Below are 16,919 nucleotides of genomic sequence, written 5' to 3'. Positions count from 1 at the left end.
GATGTAAAGGACCATGTGCATGGATAAAAATTACCAAATTTACATGCCAAAGCGATCGGGGGGTTCCAGCACCAGCGTTCCCGTCTTAATTGATGACCATGCAGAAATCATCAACTGCTTTGTCTCCCCTACCTACAAGGGCACCTATCACCTCTGCTTCGACTATCGAAACAGCGAGAACGAAATTCATCAGTCCATGGTCACTCTTGCCTATGAGCAGCAGCTGACAGGCCTGAACATCACCGACCAGCACGGCAACGACCTGACCATTTCGAGGGAAAGCCTCTATTCCTTTTTTGCCAACGGTTACGACTTCGCCGAAAGCTCCAGGGAATACTTCGGCAACCTGGCCGCCACCTCCGCCAAGCCGGCCATTGCCTTCACCATGCGCCACTCCTCCATCAAGGGGGGCGGCCCGATCACCGTTTACCGCTACATCAACTGGCTGGCAGAACTTGGTTACAAAGTCTCCGTCTATTCCGACGACGATCCCCCCGACTGGGTCGAGCTGAAAGCGTCTTTTTACAAGATCATCCACGACAACGGCCGTTACGGGGCGATCACCGAGCCTATCGTCATCGTCTACTCCCTGCTGGAGCTTCCCCAGGTGCTCCGCTACTGCCACACCAGGGGTAAACGCATCTTCCATCTCTGCCAGGGGCTGGAGGAGTTCCACGTGACGAAACCGCCCCAGGGGCCATTGCCGAAGGCGGCCCCCATTTTCCATCTACTCAACTCGCTGCCGGTGGGGCGGATCGTCGTCTCTCCCCATCTGCACCACTATTTCCAGGACCATTATCAACAACAGACCTTTCCCGTCTTCAATGGCATCGACCTGCGGATCTTTTCTCCGGCAGAGAAGGAAACGAATGCAAATTGCCGCACCATCCTCATCAGCGGAGATCCCCAACACCCCCTGAAAGGAATCGGCGTGGCGCGAGAAGCGGTCGCGATCCTGGCGAAAAAGTGCCCCGAGTGGGACCTCACTCTCTCCATCGTCTGCGGTCAGCAGGTGAAGCAGCCTGAGACCCAGCCGGTCGGCTACAGGGAGAAGGTTCTCTCCGGGCTGCAACCTGAAGAGATGAGCAGCCAGTACCATGAGGCCGATATTTACCTCAATGCCTCCTGGTACGAAGGCTTCGGCCTTCCCTCCCTTGAGGCCATGGCCTGCGGGACGCCGGTGGTGCAGGTGGCGAACCATGGCCTGGAGGGCATCATTGAGGACGGCCGGAACTGCTTGCTGGTGGCCGAACAGGATGCTGCTCCCATTGCCGAAGCCCTGGAGCGGCTGCTGACAGACCACGACCTGCGACAGCGGATTATTGCCGGCGGCATTGCCACCGCAGCACAATATGGTCTCTCCCGTCAATACGGAATGCTAGTTGCAGAGTTCCAGGAGATAACAGGTCGACAACCAGATGCTCATCTGACAAATAAAAAAATGAAGGAACTTGAGGCTGCCATGGATCGTAATCCCAAGGAACCCGCGCAAGACAGCGGCTTGCTCTTTTCCATCCTCGTCCCCAGCTATAATCAGGCCGGTTTTCTCCCTGCCACCCTGGACAGCATCCTTGCCCAGGACTACCCCCACTGGGAAGCGCTCGTTGTCAATGACGGCTCCACCGACGAAACGGCGGCCGTCATGGCCCGCTATGCAGAGAAGGACCCGCGCATCCGCACCTTCCACAAGGAAAACGGTGGCGTTTCGTCGGCCTTGAACGAGGGCCTCAAGCATGCCCGCGGAGAGTGGATCTGCTGGCTTTCCTCCGATGACCTTTTCGAGCCTGACAAACTCTCCCTCCATGCGGCAACGGCCGTGAAGCACCCGGAAGTGCGCTTCATGCACACCAACTACTTCCTCCTCTACGATCAGACAGGGGAAAAGGTGTCGGTGGAGCGTAACGGGGAGGAGTTGAATGATCCGAACCGGCAACTGGTGAACTTTTTTGAGGCAAATCAGGTGAACGGCATCAGCATCGCCATTCACCGACAGGTATTTGACCAGTTGGGTCATTTTGATGAAAAGCTGCGCAACGGTCAGGACTTTGACATGTGGCTGCGCATTGTTTCCCGCTATCAGCCCCTCTATCTGGATGAGAGGACCGTCGTCACCCGTATCCACCCGGCCCAGGGTACCAGCCTTTCCGTGGAAGCGGGCATCTACGACTCCGGCAGGAGCTGCCTTGACTTCCTTAATGCCAACGGCTTCCCCGCCCTCTTCCCCAGGACCGACCTGGCCGACACGCGCCAGGCCCTGAAGGCGGTGCAGTTCGTTTTGCACATCCTGGCCAACCCAGGGTCGCTGGTCAACCTCTGCGGTTACGGCCCTGCCCTTCTGGAGCGAATGCACGAATGGTTGACCGGGCAGGCGGATGCCCTTCTCAAGACACAGCTTTCCGCCCATCTCCCCGACATAATCCAGAGTTTCCAGCAGGAAATTTACCCCGAAGAGGTCCGCAATGCCTTCCGCACCCTGCCGGCCTCCCTTGCCGCGCCGGTGCCTTACCAGAAGCACGATGCCGTTGACGACCTGGAAAAGAAGGCCGAATGTCTCGACCGGGAAAACAGGTTCGCCGAGGCATCGGCCTTGCGCAAGTACCTGGCAAGGACAACGGGAAAAGAGACCGCCGTCGCCAGCAATGTCCCCTTCTGGCAGAAACTCCAGGAGGATGGCTACTTCGAGAACCACCCCCTCTACGGCAAGGAGCACGATGGCCTCAAGCTTTTCGGCGACGATGACAACTTCGTGCGGCGTTTCCTGCCCCTCACCCCGGAAATGACGGTGGTAGTAATCGGCTGCGGCTACGGCCGGGAATCAGCCCTTTTGGCCAGGCACGTGAAGCGGGTTTACGGCATCGACGTCAGCCGGACCCTGCTGGATAAGACCGAACGGTTCATGGCGGAGCAGGGGATCGCCAATTTCACCGCCGTCCTGGCCGAGGAGTGGGAGAAGGTCATTCCCCCCGGTGTCGATCTCGTCTACTCCATTGTCGTATTCCAGCATCTCACCAAGGACCTGGTGCGTAACTACGTCAACGGCCTGGCCGGAAAGCTGGCGCCGGGGGGGAGATTCCTCTGCCAGTTCTGCGATGCCCAGGGGGGGTCCGAAGATGCCCATTTGGCAACGTATGAACCGAACGTGCGCTGGGCAATCGATGAAATTGAGGACCTCATCCACTCCGCCGGCCTCCAAAAGGTAACCATTGAAGAACAGAAGGTGACAGAGGGAGTCCGCTGGTACTGGGCCTTTTTCGGCGATTCCGTCACTGCTGTTTCTCCCGCTCTATCGGCATCCGCAGAAGGGGATACGGTAGAAGCGCCGGAGGCGGTATACTCTGCAGCCGTTTCTCTTGCCAACGAAGGGAATGTTGCAGAAGCACAGAACCGATTGGAGCACCTGCTCCGGCACCATCCCAAATTCGTCCTTGCCCACAACGACCTGGGAGTGCTCTACAGCAACCTTGGCGAGACTGAAAAAGCACTTGCCCATTTTGAGCAGGCAACGCAGTTGGAACCCACCAATGCCACCTTCCAGAAGAACCTGGCCGATTTTTACCAGGTGGTGCTCGGTCGAACTGAAGATGCTCTGCAGATTTACGTCAAACTCCTGGCAATGCACCCGAAAGATCTGGAAGTTCTTGCCGGACTGGGCAAAATTTGCGTCAGCGTAGGCAAGCATGACGATGCCCGCCACTTTTTCACCCGCGCCTTGGAAATCGAGCCATGGAACCTGGAAATCCGGAAGAGCCTGGAGGCCCTCGAAGAATTCCGACGGCAACCGGAACAGATTGGGCCGGCAGCGACTGTCGAGGAAATGTACGGCAAAGCCGTGGATCTGGCCGGCCGGAATCTGACAGCCGAAGCCATAGCCGCCCTGGAGAACCTGCTGCAACATTTCCCCCAGTTCGCCCTGGCCCACAACGATCTGGGTGTCCTCTACGGGCAGCAGGGACAGCAGGACCAGGCGGTTGCCCATCATGAAGAAGCTGCCCGCCTGGAACCAGGCAATGGTACCTTCTTGAAAAATCTGGCCGATTTCTATCACATGGTGATGGGGAGGACGGAACAGGCGCTGCAGATTTACGTGAAGCTTCTGGCGGTGCAGCCAAAGGATCTTGAAGTACTGATGGCACTGGGAAACCTCTGTGTTGCCATTGGAAAACTCGATGATGGGGAATGCTTTTTCACCCGTGCCATGGAAATCGAACCATGGAACAGGGAGGTCCGGGAATCGCTGGCAGCGGTGAAGGAGTACCGGGAAACAGCTCAGGCCGACATGGGTGTGGCTGAATCGGCCTACGCAGAAATCCAGGCGCTGCCTGAGGACCAGGTCGAACAGAAAATTGCCGCCCTTGAGAAGCTGCTCTGCCGTCACCCCAATTTCGCCACTGCCCATAATGACCTGGGGGTCCTCTATACAAACCAGGGGGCGATGGAAAAGGCACTGGAACACCAGGAAGAGGCAACACGCCTTGAGCCCACCAATGCCGTCTTCCAGAAGAACCTGGCCGACTTCTATCATATCGTGCTCGGCAGGACCGAAGAAGCGCTGCAGATATACGTCAAGCTCCTGGCCGTAAAACCGAAAGACCTGGAGGTACTGACAGCACTGGGCAATCTGTGCCTGTCACTGGACCGGCTCGATGACGCCGCCTGTTTCTTTACGAGGGCGCTGGAGGTGGAACCCTGGAACGCCGAGATCAGGCAGAGCCTGCAGGCGCTGCAAAATTTCGCCAGGCAGGAGGCGACACCTGCAGCTTCAGCAGCGGAGCCCATCGAGAGTAGCACAGCATCTGCACCCTCCGACCTTCCAGCGGAGATCCTCGCCCTTTACGAGAAAAAGCAGCAGGTGCTGAATAACTCTGAAAAGCAGCCCATCGACATCATCTTTCTCACCTACAACCGCCGGGACTACTTCGAACAGACCATCAAGACCCTCATCGAGCGCACCCGCTATCCTTACCGCATCATCGTCGTCGACAACCACAGCCGGGAAGACTTCCAGGGCTATCTGCAAAAGACCGCCATCCTCTACGACCACCTGGTTTTCAACGACGACAACTATTTCACCGTCGCCTTCCAGCGGGGCATCGAGCTGGCCAACTCCGATCCGTATGTGGTCAGCGACCCGGACATCCTCGTCCCCGACCTGCAGGGCAAATGCTGGCTGGAACGGATGCTCGACCTGCACCGGGAGTACCCGGAGATGGGGCTCATCGGCCTGACCCTCGATCCGGTCAACAAACCGGCCAGTCTGCCCGATGTCATCCTCGGCGAGAAGACCGTTTACAATGACAAGATCACCCTGGCCAACGTGGGCACCTGGATGCAGTGCATCAAAAGGAAATACTTTGACGGGAAATACACCACCGACTGGGAGGCGTGCGAGCAGGTGCGCAGAAACGGCGGCAAGGTGGGCTATGCCCGGGAGTTCATCGCCTACCACCTGGGCTATGACGAGGAGCGGGACCATCCCGATCACCTGGTGGAAAAATATCACCTCTTCAAGGACAAGTTCGGCTCGGACCTATACAGCATGTATACCGACAGTGAGGAGATCCTGGCCAGGATGGGGGAGAAGCCGGCTGCCTACTATGGCTTTGCGCGACCGGAAGTGCAGGAAATGGTGAATCCGGCGGCGAAGAGAATCCTTGACGTGGGCTGCGCCGCAGGCGCTACGGCTGGCGAACTGAAAGCAAAGCTGAAAGCGGAGGTATGGGGAATCGAAATGCTGCCGGCGGCGGCGAAACTGGCGGAACAGAAGCTGGACAAGGTCTGCGCGGGACCGGTGGAGGAGATTTTACCCACCCTTCCCGATGGGTATTTCGATACCATCATTTTCGCCGATGTGTTGGAACACCTCGTTGATCCCACCGCCGTTCTCGTCGCCGCCAAAGGCAAACTGGCAGCAGGGGGTGAGATCGTCGCCAGTATCCCCAACGTCCGCCACTGGTCGGTGGTGAGGGGGCTCCTGGAAGGGAAATGGGACTATGCCGATGAAGGCATCCTCGACCGCACCCATCTCCGCTTCTTTACCCGTCAGGGGGTGATGGAACTCTTCGGCAATGCAGGCTTTACGCCTACCACCATGAGCGCAACGGTGCTCAACGATGTGCAGGTCCCCCCCCAGATCCCCAAAGCCCTTGCCGAGGCGGGGCTGGATGTTTCCACCCTGGCCGATGAAGGAAGGCATTTCCAGTACCTGCTGCGGGCCGTGCCTCAACAGGCCCGGCAGGCGAAACCGGTATCCTTCCCGCCGGCGAAAGAGAAAAAAACGGCACAGGCAAAGGTGGCCGCCAAGGAGGATCACTTAACCTCCATCATCATCCTCACCTTGAATCAGCTGGAATACACCCGTGAGTGCCTGTCAAGCATCCAGAAACATACGCCGGAAAAACACGAGATAATCTTCGTCGACAATGGTTCCAAGGATGGCACGGTCAAATGGCTTCGCCAGGAAATGAAAAGCCACAAAAACTACAGGCTTATCGAGAACAAGAAGAACCTGGGCTTCGCCAAGGGGTGCAACCAGGGCATGGCTGCCGCCAAGGGTGAATACCTGCTTTTACTCAACAACGACGTGGTGGTGACGGAGGGATGGCTTACCGGGATGCGGGAATGTCTCGAAGCCTCCGCCGACGGCATCGTCGCTCCCATGACCAACAACATAGCCGGTCCCCAGCAACTGCTGTCGGTCCCCTATGCAAACATGGACGAAATGCAAGCCTTCGCCGCCGGTTTCCGCTCCGCCCATCGTCACCGGCGCATCCCGGTCAAGCTGGTGGTCGGTTTCTGCATGCTCTTCCGCCGCAGCCTGGCGGACCAGGTGGGGATGCTGGATGAAGCCTTTGCCCTGGGCAACTTCGAGGACGACGATTTCTGCCTGCGCGCCTCCCTGGCCGGGCTGCAGTCGGTCATCGCCGGCGACGTCTTCATCCATCACCACGGCAGCCGGACTTTCGAGGGGAACAGGATCGACTTCAATGCAGCCATGGCCGTTAACCGCAAGGTATTCGACCGCAAATGGGACATGACCAAAATGGACAAGGGCGAAGCCTTCCGCCTCGCCAGTCATAACGCGCTGATCAAGGGTGAGGAGAGCTTTCACAAGGGTGACCTGGACCAGGCGGTAAAAGTACTCATCGAAGAAGGAATAAAATTCGCCCCTGCCGACCGCCGTCCCTACCGGCTGCTGGCCTCTTTCCTCATTGAGGCAAAACGGTTCTCCGATGCCCTGGCTATCATCAGGGAGATGCCCGGCCATGGCGGGGATGCGGAAAGCCTGGTCATGGAAGGAGTCTGTCGAGAAGGGCTGGAGCAACTTGCTGAAGCCGAGGGCTGCGCCGATAATGCCCTGGCCTTGGAGAGTTCCTTTGCCCAGGCCCTCAACCTGAAGGGAGTGCTTGCCTTCCGTGCCGGAGACCGGTCAAGGGCTGAGGAGCTGTTCACAAGTGCCATGGCAGCCGATCCCGGTTTCGGCGAGGCCTGCACCAACCTTGGTGTGCTGCGCTGGTCGGCCCAGGCACACGGCGAAGCACTGGAGCTGCTGGAAAAGGGCTTCATGCTCAACCCGACGGTAAGCGATGCCATGGAACGTTACCACTCCGCCATCTCCGCCAGCGAGCAGTTCAGCCGCGGGGAAGCAGTCTTCCGTGAAGCACGGGCAATCTTCCCCCACAGCAGATTGATCACCTTCAAATTGATCGACCTGCTCTTGAACCAGCAGAAATATGAAGAGGCCATGGCCGAGATCGAACAGGCCATGGTCGGCTTCGGCGCCGACGACGGCATTATCGACGCAGCACTGCACGTGAGGAAAACGCTGGATGGGCAGAAGGAACGGCCTCAGGCAGGCGCGCCGGGCAGTATTTCCCTGTGCATGATCGCCAAAGACGAAGCGCCGCACCTGGCCCGGGCACTGGCCAGCGTCAAACCTGCCGTTTCAGAAATGATCGTTGTCGACACCGGCTCCACCGACCGGACCAAAGACATTGCCCGGGCCTTCGGCGCCTCTGTCTTCGATCTTCCCTGGCCGGGAAGCTTTGCCCTGGCCAGGAACGAGTCCCTTGCCAAGGCGTCAGGCACATGGGTTCTGGTTATGGACGCCGACGAGGTCATTTCCTGCCGGGACCATGGGTTGCTGCGGCACCTGGCCTCTGGCACGCCGGCCGGATATACGGTGTGCCAGAAGAACTATACTTGTCTGGCCGGTAGCAAAGGATTTCTTTCCCACGACGGAAGATATCCCGAAGAAGAAGCGGGTATCGGTTTCCAACCCAATTTCATTGTCCGCATCTTCCCGAACGACAGCCGCATCAGGTTCGAAAACGCCGTCCATGAGCTGGTGGAACCGTCATTGGAAAGGGCCGGCCTGCCTGTTAAAGAAGCAGATCTGTCAATTCATCATTACGGCAAGCTGGACAAGGAGAAACTGCGGGGCAAATGGGAGTTTTATTATCAACTGGGCAAGAAGAAACTTGCCGAGCATCCCAGAGATGTGCAGGCGCTGACGGAACTTGCCATTCAGGCTGCAGAACTTGGCAAACATGACGAAGCCCTGGAACTCTGGGGACAGGTGGTGGAACAGGAACCTGACTCCGCCAATGCCCACTTCAACATGGGACATGCCTACCTTTGCCAAGGCAGGTATGGCGAGGCGCTCTGCTCATCGAAAAGGGCGGTAGCGCTCGATCCCCACGCGAAAGAAGCGGTGTTCAACTACGGCTGTTGCGAGCTCTATTCAGGCGAGATCGTCTCCGTCGCCACTCTCCTGGAAAACCTGCTGGTCAACCACCCGGATTATCCTCCGGCTATCGCACTCCTTGCCTCCATCCATTTCTGTTTGGGAGAACAGGACAAAGGAAGGCAGCGATTGCAGCAGGTCAGGGAGATGAACTACGACTGCGGCGATTTCCTCTTTCAGCACGCCAAGGTGCTTTATACCCAGGGGAGATTCGACTGGAGTCGCCGGCTGCTGGAGGCAGCCATCGACAATGGCGCGGTCACAGCGGAAATCACCCATTTATTAACAGAATGCACACAGAGGGCGGCATAAATGGAATTGTCATTCGCGGGCTTTGCCCGACTGCACGATTTTCTGAAAAAACTGGAAAATGATACCTACCCGGAACTGCCGACGCAGCTCCATACCGAAATAACCAACCAGCAGCTGAACAATCTATTGGCGAAATACCCGCTTCAGCAGGGGGCGGCCATCCTCGATGTGGGGTGCGGCCAGGGACCGGCACTGGACATTTTCCGCGAAAAAGGTTTCGCTCCCTTGGGCATCACCCTTAATGATGAAGATATCGAGGCGTGCAGGAAAAAGGGCCATCAGGTAACCAAAATGGAGCAGTCGTTTTTGGACTATCTGCCGGAAACTTTCGACCTCATCTGGGCCCGGCATGTGATCGAGCACAGCATTTTCCCCCATTTCACCCTGGCCGAATTTGCCCGGGTGCTGAAAGCCGGCGGCCTTCTTTACCTTGAGGTGCCTGCGCCTGAAACGGCCTGCCACCACGAGAACAACCAGAATCACTACAGCGTCCTCAACCGCGGCATGTGGGTTTCTCTGCTCGGCCGCAATGGGCTGCAGCCCCTGGAACAGGTGAATTTCAATTTTACCACCGGTCTTGGACCGGATGAATACTGGGGATTCATTTGCAAGAAACAGGCTTGAATACTGCCTCTGAAGAAACCGATAATCTGCCGGCTACGGCCTTAGTCCGGTTCAGTCTTGCCACCATGTTGATGGAGAAAGCCCTGCTTGACGAAGCTGCGAAAAGCCTGGCAGCAGCGTTGGATATTGCCCCCGGATTTGCAGCGGCACATGACAAGCTCGGCTTGATCCTGCAATGCCTTGGACGCAGGGAAGAAGCCATAGCACATTATGAATGCGCCGCAAAACTCTCTCCCGGTCGTCCTGAATTTCGGAACAATCTGGTATCTGCCCTGGCGGAACAGGCAAGGCATCTCCTGACGGTTAAAGATCTAGCGGGGGCTGAGAACACTGTGATACAAGCCTTGGAACTGACGCCCGATCTTGTCGATTTGCACCAGACGCTGGGAGAAATATATCTGGCCAGGGGGGAGCAGCAGAAGGCCATTGGAGCCTTTTGCACCGCAGTGCACTATGGTCCGGGAAATGTCCGACTCTGGCAGAGCCTTTTGGCCCACTGCCAGAGTTCCCTTTCCGGCAAGCAGCTGGCCGCCCTGGAAAAAGACCTGCTCACAGCATACGAGCAGTCACCCAATGAGTCCCTGGCAGACATTGCCACCCATCTTATCCTTGCCAGACCAGAGGTTTCAACGCTGCTATCGGCGGCAGCCGATAACCAGCAGCTCTTGACGCTAATGTTTGAGGGAAAGCTCTGGTCGCTGCTCGACGACGACCTCTTCCTGCGGGTGATGGAGTCATCCCTTCTCTGCAACTGGGAGTTGGAACAACTCCTCACCGTGCTGCGAAAAAACCTGCTTTTATCCCATCCAACCGATACTTGTTATCCAGCAGACTTAGCCGGGTCCATCCCGTTCCTTTGCAGCCTGGCACAGCTCTGTTTCAGCAACGAATACGTCTTTTATGTCACCGGGGAGGAGCAGACGGCTGTGCGGCAGTTACAGGTCTTTATTTGTGACTGCATTGGCTCCGGGAGCAAGATCCCCCTGTTACGGCTGGTGCTCCTGGCCTGCTATCAGCCATTGCACCGGCTGCCTGAATGCGAGTTGCTTACCAGCCTTGTCGACGCAGAAGATCATCATGAGATGCTGCAAAAAGTGTTCTTGCACCAAGTGGTCGAGCCGCTGGCAGAGCAGCGAATGAAGTGCATGATCCCTGCTATCTCGCCCATAGATGCTCTCTCGCAGCAGGTACAGGACCAGTATGAAGAAAATCCTTATCCACGCTGGTTCAGTATGGCGCTGCCTGTGCCCCTTCCCATGGACAAGGTATTCTCGAAACTTTTCCCCCATCTGGTAATTCCCCAAATCCTGAATAATCAACAACCGGCGATTCTTATCGCCGGTTGTGGTACTGGGCGTCACGCCATCACGACTGCTGCCCGATTTGAAGGGGCCAGGGTAACGGCCATGGATCTGAGCAAGGCCAGTCTTGCCTATGCCATGCGCAAGGCGGAGGAATTCGGGTGTGCCAACATCACCTTCGTCCAAGGGGACATCCTGAACCTTGACCACACGGAGCAGGATTTTGACATTATTGAATGCAGCGGTGTTCTCCACCATATGGCCTCCCCTGAAGAAGGATGGCGAAAGCTGTTGCGCCGATTGAAGCCGGGGGGATTGATGGGTGTGGCCCTTTACAGCACCATCGCCCGAAGACATATTGCTGCAGCACGGAATTTCATAGCCGGGCGGAATTATCACCCTGCTCCAGACGATATCCGCCGCTGCCGCAGGGAGATAGCGTCGTTTACCGATGACCAGCTGATCCGCAAGGTAATGGCGAGCAGGGATTTTTACAGCACCAGCGCTTGCCGTGATCTGATTTTCCATGTCCAGGAACATACCTTTGATCTGCTGCAGATTGCTGCAATTATCAAGGATTTCGACCTGGCTTTCCTTGGTTTTCAACTGGACGCCCAGACGCTGTTACGCTACAGCAACCGATTTCCCGATGACAGCACCCATAATTCACTGCACCTGTGGCATCTTTTCGAACAGGAGAACCCGGACACTTTCGGCGGCATGTATCAGTTTTGGGTTCAAAGGTCGGGCAAATGACTACTGCAGAGACGACTTACAAGTATATCCGGATCCTCATAAACAAGGGGATGATTGCTGAAGCAGAGGAGCTACTGGAACAGGTCCTGGCCGAATCGCCGGAGCACCTGGATGCCCTGTTAAGCCTGGGTGTCATCCTCGCCCATAGGGGTGATACCACCAGGGCTGAAACATGCTTCCGCCAGATCGTTGCCCATACCCCCCATGCCCAGGGATTCTTCCACCTGGCCAATTTACTCTGCAACCAGGGAAAAACTGCCGACGCCGAAACGCTTTACCGGCAGGCGCTTACCCTGGAGCCAGGTTTTTCTCAAGCACTCAACAACCTGGGTTCCCTGTGCAGAAACCAGGGAAGACTTGAAGAAGCGGCAGGGTATTTCAGACAGGCATTGGCACTGGATCCGGACTACCTGACGGCAAAGGTGAATCTGGGCATCGTCCTCAGACTTCTGCTCAGCTTTAGCGATGCTGCAGCTCTGTTTGAAGAAATTATCGAGGCGCATCCCGAATGTGCCGCCGCATATTTCAACCTGGGCAACACCCTGCTGTCCATGGGGGATGCTGAAGCAGCAGTAACGGCCTATAGAAAAGCCCTCTCCTGTGAGCCTGACAACATGGGCGCCTTTGACAATCTGCTCATTGCCATGGCCTTTTCCCCCACTGTCGATGCAAGCCAGCTTTATGACGAACACCGTAGATTCACAACAAAATTCGCTACCCCACTGAAAAATCAAATAAAACTCCATGGCAACCGGGCGGACCCGAACAGACGATTGAAAATCGGGTATGTTTCAGCTGATTTCAGGCTCCACGCCGTTGCCTACTTCATTGAACCGGTGCTCGCAGCTCACGGGCGCGAAAATTTTGAAATTCACTGCTATGCCAATGTGGGGACGCCGGACCGGATCACGGACCACACCATGTCCCTGGCCGATCAGTGGCGAAACATTTACGGCATGTCCGACGCCATGGTGGCAGAGTTGATCCGCGAGGACGGCATCGATATTCTCGTGGACCTGGCGGGGCACACCTCCGGCCACCGCCTGCTGGTCTTTGCCCGCAAGCCTGCTCCAATCCAGGTGGAGTTTATCGGCTATCCCAATACGAGCGGGCTTGATACGATCGATTATTTGATCACAGATGAGATAACCTCGCCGGAAAAGCTGCCGCAACTATTCTCCGAGGAACCGTTAAGGCTGCCCGAAACCCGCTATTGTTTCAGTCCCGTGATCGCCACGCCGGAGGTCAGCATCCTCCCCATGCAACAAAACGGCTCCATCACCTTGGGCTGTTTCAACAATGTCGCCAAAATAAATCAGCGGGTTATCACACTTTGGGCGAAAATCCTTCACACACTGCGAGACAGCAGGCTGCTCCTCAAAAACCGCCTATTCGACGATCCCGGATGCGCCAGAACCTTTCAAGACCGATTTACCCACGCAGGCATCGATCCGGGAAGAATTATGCTGCGGGGCCACTCTTCCCATATGGAAACCCTGCGCGAGTATAGTCTTGTGGACATAGCCCTGGACACGTTCCCTTTTCCCGGCGGGACGACCACCTGTGAGGCATTGTGGATGGGAGTACCTGTGGTGGCAATGAGCGGCGTGACCTTTGCCGAGCGGCAGGCAATAAGTCTGCTTGCCAATGCCGGCCATCGTGAATGGATTGCCACGTCAGAGGAAGAGTATATGGAGATCGTGCTTGACCTGGCTGCCGACCCGGTAAGATTGGCGCAGGTTCGAAGCAATCTTCGACACGAGTTGCAGAGTTCGCCCCTGATGGATGCACCCAGGTTCGTCGCTCTGCTGGAGGATGCATATCGCCGGATGTGGCTGAAGTGGTGCAGGAATCAAGCGTAGAGGAAAGAGAGCTTTTCCAATAACTGTGGATGCCGGTCGTACTGATGGATGGTGTTCACGATCTTGCCTGCGGTATTGGAAAGAAAACCTGCCCCATCAAAAGACATCGAGTCCGAAGACTTGTAGCCGACAGTCATCACCGGTCCATCCTCGTTTGCGAAGATAGCTATGTCCGGAATCTGGCGTGTGTGAATCAGATAGTTATGCACGGCGGTGTCATCACCGGGGATGGTGAAGGGGGGAGTCAGATGTTCGAGCATCACCTTCAGGTATCCCTGGACCTGCGACTTTCCACCGATGATCGTGCCGACACAGGAGATTGGATTATGCCCGATCTCCGCCAGGACAGGGTCTCCGAACTTGCTCCGCAGCCACTCGCAGTTCATGGGGCAGTCGATGATTCTCTTTTCTTCGGCTTCGAGAAAACAGCAGACCTTGCCTGAGAAATCGAACGCAAATGGATCCACCTGAAATACCACATCCCGCACATCGGTCAGCATTACCCCCTCATAATCCATGTCCTGCCGGGCAAGAAACGCCTGGTAGAGCATGAATCGTGTGATGCTGATAGCCATGCCGGCAAACTGCTCTTCCTGGGGCAGCGTCACCACCTGCACATCGAGCAATCGGAGGTAATGCTTAGTCCGGTCCGATATCCCCGACGCAAAGAAACAAATGTCGCCGGTAAAGCCCGTTTTTCTAAGTGATATTACAAAAGGGCTGATCAGGCTGAAGTCATATCCGGAAACGGCACCCATCACCAGGTTCTTTTTCATCGGGCAGAGTACCTCAAATAATAAAGCCCCGCTATCTTTCAGGATGCAGGGCTGTTACAAGCAGGTTTTTCCGTTCATATGTCATCACCGGGACCTGTTCTCAGGCCGGCGGCGATATTCATGTTGATGTCGATCACTATGGTCAATTTTTCCGATTCCGGAAAGGCAATTATCTCGAAAATCCGTTTGTCCACGAAAAGACTGAGACTGAGGATATCTTCCCGCAGCTTTTTCGGCAGCGGGTTATCCGGAACCGAAAGTTCTGCCTGAAAGAAGCTCCAGATCTTCTGGTTGAACTTGAGGGCTTCCTGCAGCTTTTTTTCCCGATCGGGCGCATTCCAGTTGTCCTGACAATGCTTCAGCATCTGCGCTGCCCTGGTAAGGACTGACGCTTCAAGTTCACGGCCGGTCAATGCTTCCTTCTGAATGTTCGCGTATTCCTTGATCTGGTTAGCCAGCATGTCTGATAAGCTCCTCTTCGTAGTCAATTAGGTCTCGTGTCAGTTTCAGTGCCTGATAATAGTTCCCGCCGACAATGCATTCGCTGATGCTGTCCAGGGTCGGGGTCATGCTGGGAGCAGCATCGACAAGAGCTTTCACCAGTTCCCAATACGTATTGTTGTAAGTGGATAGGTTTACTTCATCGATATACATGAGCTGGATGACCAGGTACAGGTTTCGGCAAGGGGTGGTGGCGTCCTGCTCTCCCAGGATGTCCTTCTCCCGAAGAATCGGTACCTTGTTTTCCACATGGAACTCACTGGCCTTGCCGCCATTCCTGATAACGGCGCCGCCGATGATCATGCGTTCATTGGGTTTCAGGGAAATTTTCAGTGCCATCGCAGTCCGTATCCGTGTCGGGGGCTAGGCCAGCAGTTTCTGCGCATCCGCTGCAAGTCCCGACTGTCTCTCGTAAAGGGTCTTAACTGCCGTGTCCAGCTTGCCCAAGGCTTCATAGATCTGATCATCTGTGGCATCGTCTCCGGGAATGTCCGGCAGTATCGGGAGGTCCAAACCAGTGGGACCGGTATGCACTTCCTGTGCATTGATCTTCACCGGGTCCCCCTTCTCGTTGGTGACGTTGATGCCACTGGTACCGGCAATAGCCGGGTCACCCACTATTTTAGCATACTCCGTGCCATCGGGTGGCGGTGGCGGCATTGTCAGATCGTCGATCTGCTTGCGCAGGGAGTTATAGCTCATCAGGAGTTTGATCCGCTCATCACTGCCATGGGGAAAGGGGGGATAGTTCTTGACGATTGTTTCCAGGCTCTCCTTCATTTTTGACAGGTTCTTGCCGACGGCATCCATCACCTCATCAGCGGCATGAATGGCCCTGGCCGCTACAGCAATAGCTTCCTTGGTGGAGTTGATCCGGGCGAACTCCGATTTTGCCTCTCCTGAAGCAACAAATGCCACGGAATCCCCCGCAGCATTGTTTTTCTTCAGCATTCCGTTTTGTGCGTCAACTGTTTGACCTGTAGCCGTTGTGCGGGTCAAATTTGACAGCACAGGGTCATTGTTTATGGGTTGTATGGCCATGGAGTCACCCCCTAAAAAAAAGAGGTGGAGGGAAATTCTCCCCTCCACCCGATTCTGCCGTTATTATTAGAACAACCGGAGTATTGACTGTGCTGCCTGAGAAGAAAGGCTCAGGGCTGTGGTACCCAAAGACTGACGGGTCTGCAGCATCAGCATGTTGGCGCCTTCCTGGTTCATATCGGCCAGGGTCAGGTTATCCGCACCGGTGCTCAAGGTGTTGATCATGCTGCTGGTGAAATCCTGGCGGGTAGTAATGATGTTCAGGTTAGCCGACAGGGTCTGGGTTTTGGACCGCAGGGTCGTGATAGCCGAATCCATCTTGCCGGAGTCGCTGCTGATATCGGTATCGGCGGACCAGCTGTTTGAGTTTGCGCTCATGGCAAGGCCCGTAGAGTTGGCGCTGAACCCGGAAACTGACAGCGTTGAAGTTGCGTCTTCATTGAAGTTGACGGTGATATTCTGGTTTTGCAGCAAGTTCTTTCCGCCATAGGAGGAGTCGGAGGCCAGTTTGTCGATCTGTTGACGTAACGTATCGTACTGGCCAGCCAAGCTGGCGCGGGTTGTCGTGTTGGAAGTGGAAAGAGCCGAAGTTGCAAGACCTTTGGCGGACTCAATCAGGCTTGTGATAGCTGTAATACCTGCGTTGGCGGCTTTTACCTGCTGAACTGCCTCGCTCATACCGTCTTTACGGGCATCGAGGTCGCCGGCGCGCTGTGAATAGCTCTGGGCAGCAAAGTAGTTGGTCGGATTGTCGAGTGCGGAGTTAACTTTTTTGCCTGAAGAGAGACGGTCCTGGGTACGGTTGAGAAGATCGGAAGTTTTCTGCATGGTAAGAAGATTACTTCTCATGCCTGCGGTCAATGATACGTCGTTGATAGCCATGGTGATTCTCCTTTTCTAGGTTTTTTCGGCATTCTTGCCGATTGTTGCGCCGGTTACCCGGCTTGCCGTTGATGCAGTCGAGGCTCACGATTCTTCGTGGCCCCGGTGACCGGTCTCACAT

At 56.0% G+C, this 16,919-nt stretch carries 9 protein-coding genes; 4 read left to right on the top strand and 5 right to left on the bottom strand.

The annotated features are described in order from the left end of the window. Positions 1-19: 19 nt before the first annotated feature. Genes GEOB_RS19205 through GEOB_RS03215 form a run of 4 tightly spaced genes read left to right on the top strand, consistent with a single transcriptional unit; the run spans position 20 to position 13,598 of the window. Positions 20-9,055: a glycosyltransferase gene (locus GEOB_RS19205; RefSeq protein ID WP_012645745.1), complete on the top strand. Its 9,036-nt coding sequence runs from the start codon at positions 20-22 to the stop codon at positions 9,053-9,055. After that, positions 9,056-9,679, top strand: a complete 624-nt coding sequence (locus GEOB_RS03225) for a class I SAM-dependent methyltransferase (RefSeq protein WP_012645744.1) — start codon at positions 9,056-9,058, stop codon at positions 9,677-9,679. After that, positions 9,676-11,736, top strand: coding sequence for a class I SAM-dependent methyltransferase (locus tag GEOB_RS03220; RefSeq protein ID WP_012645743.1), 2,061 nt, complete (start codon positions 9,676-9,678; stop codon positions 11,734-11,736). Before GEOB_RS03225 ends, GEOB_RS03220 begins: the two co-directional genes overlap by 4 nt. Next, on the top strand, positions 11,733-13,598 hold the full coding sequence (locus GEOB_RS03215) for an O-linked N-acetylglucosamine transferase, SPINDLY family protein (RefSeq protein WP_012645742.1): 1,866 nt from the start codon (positions 11,733-11,735) through the stop codon (positions 13,596-13,598). The genes GEOB_RS03220 and GEOB_RS03215 overlap by 4 nt, the downstream gene beginning before the upstream one ends. On the opposite strand, the gene GEOB_RS03210 is transcribed toward GEOB_RS03215, so the two are convergent. From GEOB_RS03210 to GEOB_RS03190, 5 genes are all read right to left on the bottom strand, one after another. Further along, entirely contained in the window at positions 13,589-14,374 is a 786-nt protein-coding gene (locus GEOB_RS03210) for a hypothetical protein (protein WP_012645741.1), read from the bottom strand. The two genes, GEOB_RS03215 and GEOB_RS03210, sit on opposite strands and share 10 nt — an antisense overlap. Positions 14,375-14,448: 74 nt before the next feature. After that, positions 14,449-14,835 (bottom strand): flagellar biosynthesis regulator FlaF, encoded by a 387-nt coding sequence (gene flaF / locus GEOB_RS03205; RefSeq protein WP_012645740.1) that lies wholly within the window; start codon positions 14,833-14,835, stop codon positions 14,449-14,451. Continuing rightward, positions 14,825-15,214 carry a flagellar biosynthesis repressor FlbT gene (locus GEOB_RS03200; protein ID WP_012645739.1) on the bottom strand — a complete coding sequence of 130 codons (390 nt, stop codon included), beginning with the start codon at positions 15,212-15,214 and terminating at the stop codon, positions 14,825-14,827. The genes flaF and GEOB_RS03200 overlap by 11 nt, the downstream gene beginning before the upstream one ends. A gap of 24 nt (positions 15,215-15,238) precedes the next feature. Then, positions 15,239-15,916, bottom strand: coding sequence for a hypothetical protein (locus tag GEOB_RS03195; protein ID WP_012645738.1), 678 nt, complete (start codon positions 15,914-15,916; stop codon positions 15,239-15,241). Between the two features lie 66 nt (positions 15,917-15,982). Then, positions 15,983-16,798, bottom strand: coding sequence for a flagellin N-terminal helical domain-containing protein (locus GEOB_RS03190; protein WP_012645737.1), 816 nt, complete (start codon positions 16,796-16,798; stop codon positions 15,983-15,985). Between the last annotated feature and the right edge of the window lie 121 nt (positions 16,799-16,919).

The sequence above is a fragment of the Geotalea daltonii FRC-32 genome (assembly GCF_000022265.1).
Classification (GTDB): Bacteria; Desulfobacterota; Desulfuromonadia; order Geobacterales; family Geobacteraceae; genus Geotalea; species Geotalea daltonii.
The sequence above is the reverse complement of the archived record's forward strand: the minus strand, read 5'-3'. Positions and strand labels throughout refer to the sequence as shown.

What these genes read in the sequence shown, in the direction of transcription:
- GEOB_RS03190 (WP_012645737.1), bottom strand. Translation starts at nt 16,798, where the DNA reads ATGGCTATCAACGACGTATCATTGACCGCAGGCATGAGAAGTAATCTT.
- GEOB_RS03225 (WP_012645744.1), top strand. Translation starts at nt 9,056, where the DNA reads ATGGAATTGTCATTCGCGGGCTTTGCCCGACTGCACGATTTTCTGAAA.
- GEOB_RS03210 (WP_012645741.1), bottom strand. Translation starts at nt 14,374, where the DNA reads ATGAAAAAGAACCTGGTGATGGGTGCCGTTTCCGGATATGACTTCAGC.
- flaF (WP_012645740.1), bottom strand. Translation starts at nt 14,835, where the DNA reads ATGCTGGCTAACCAGATCAAGGAATACGCGAACATTCAGAAGGAAGCA.
- GEOB_RS19205 (WP_012645745.1), top strand. Translation starts at nt 20, where the DNA reads ATGGATAAAAATTACCAAATTTACATGCCAAAGCGATCGGGGGGTTCC.
- GEOB_RS03200 (WP_012645739.1), bottom strand. Translation starts at nt 15,214, where the DNA reads ATGGCACTGAAAATTTCCCTGAAACCCAATGAACGCATGATCATCGGC.
- GEOB_RS03195 (WP_012645738.1), bottom strand. Translation starts at nt 15,916, where the DNA reads ATGGCCATACAACCCATAAACAATGACCCTGTGCTGTCAAATTTGACC.
- GEOB_RS03215 (WP_012645742.1), top strand. Translation starts at nt 11,733, where the DNA reads ATGACTACTGCAGAGACGACTTACAAGTATATCCGGATCCTCATAAAC.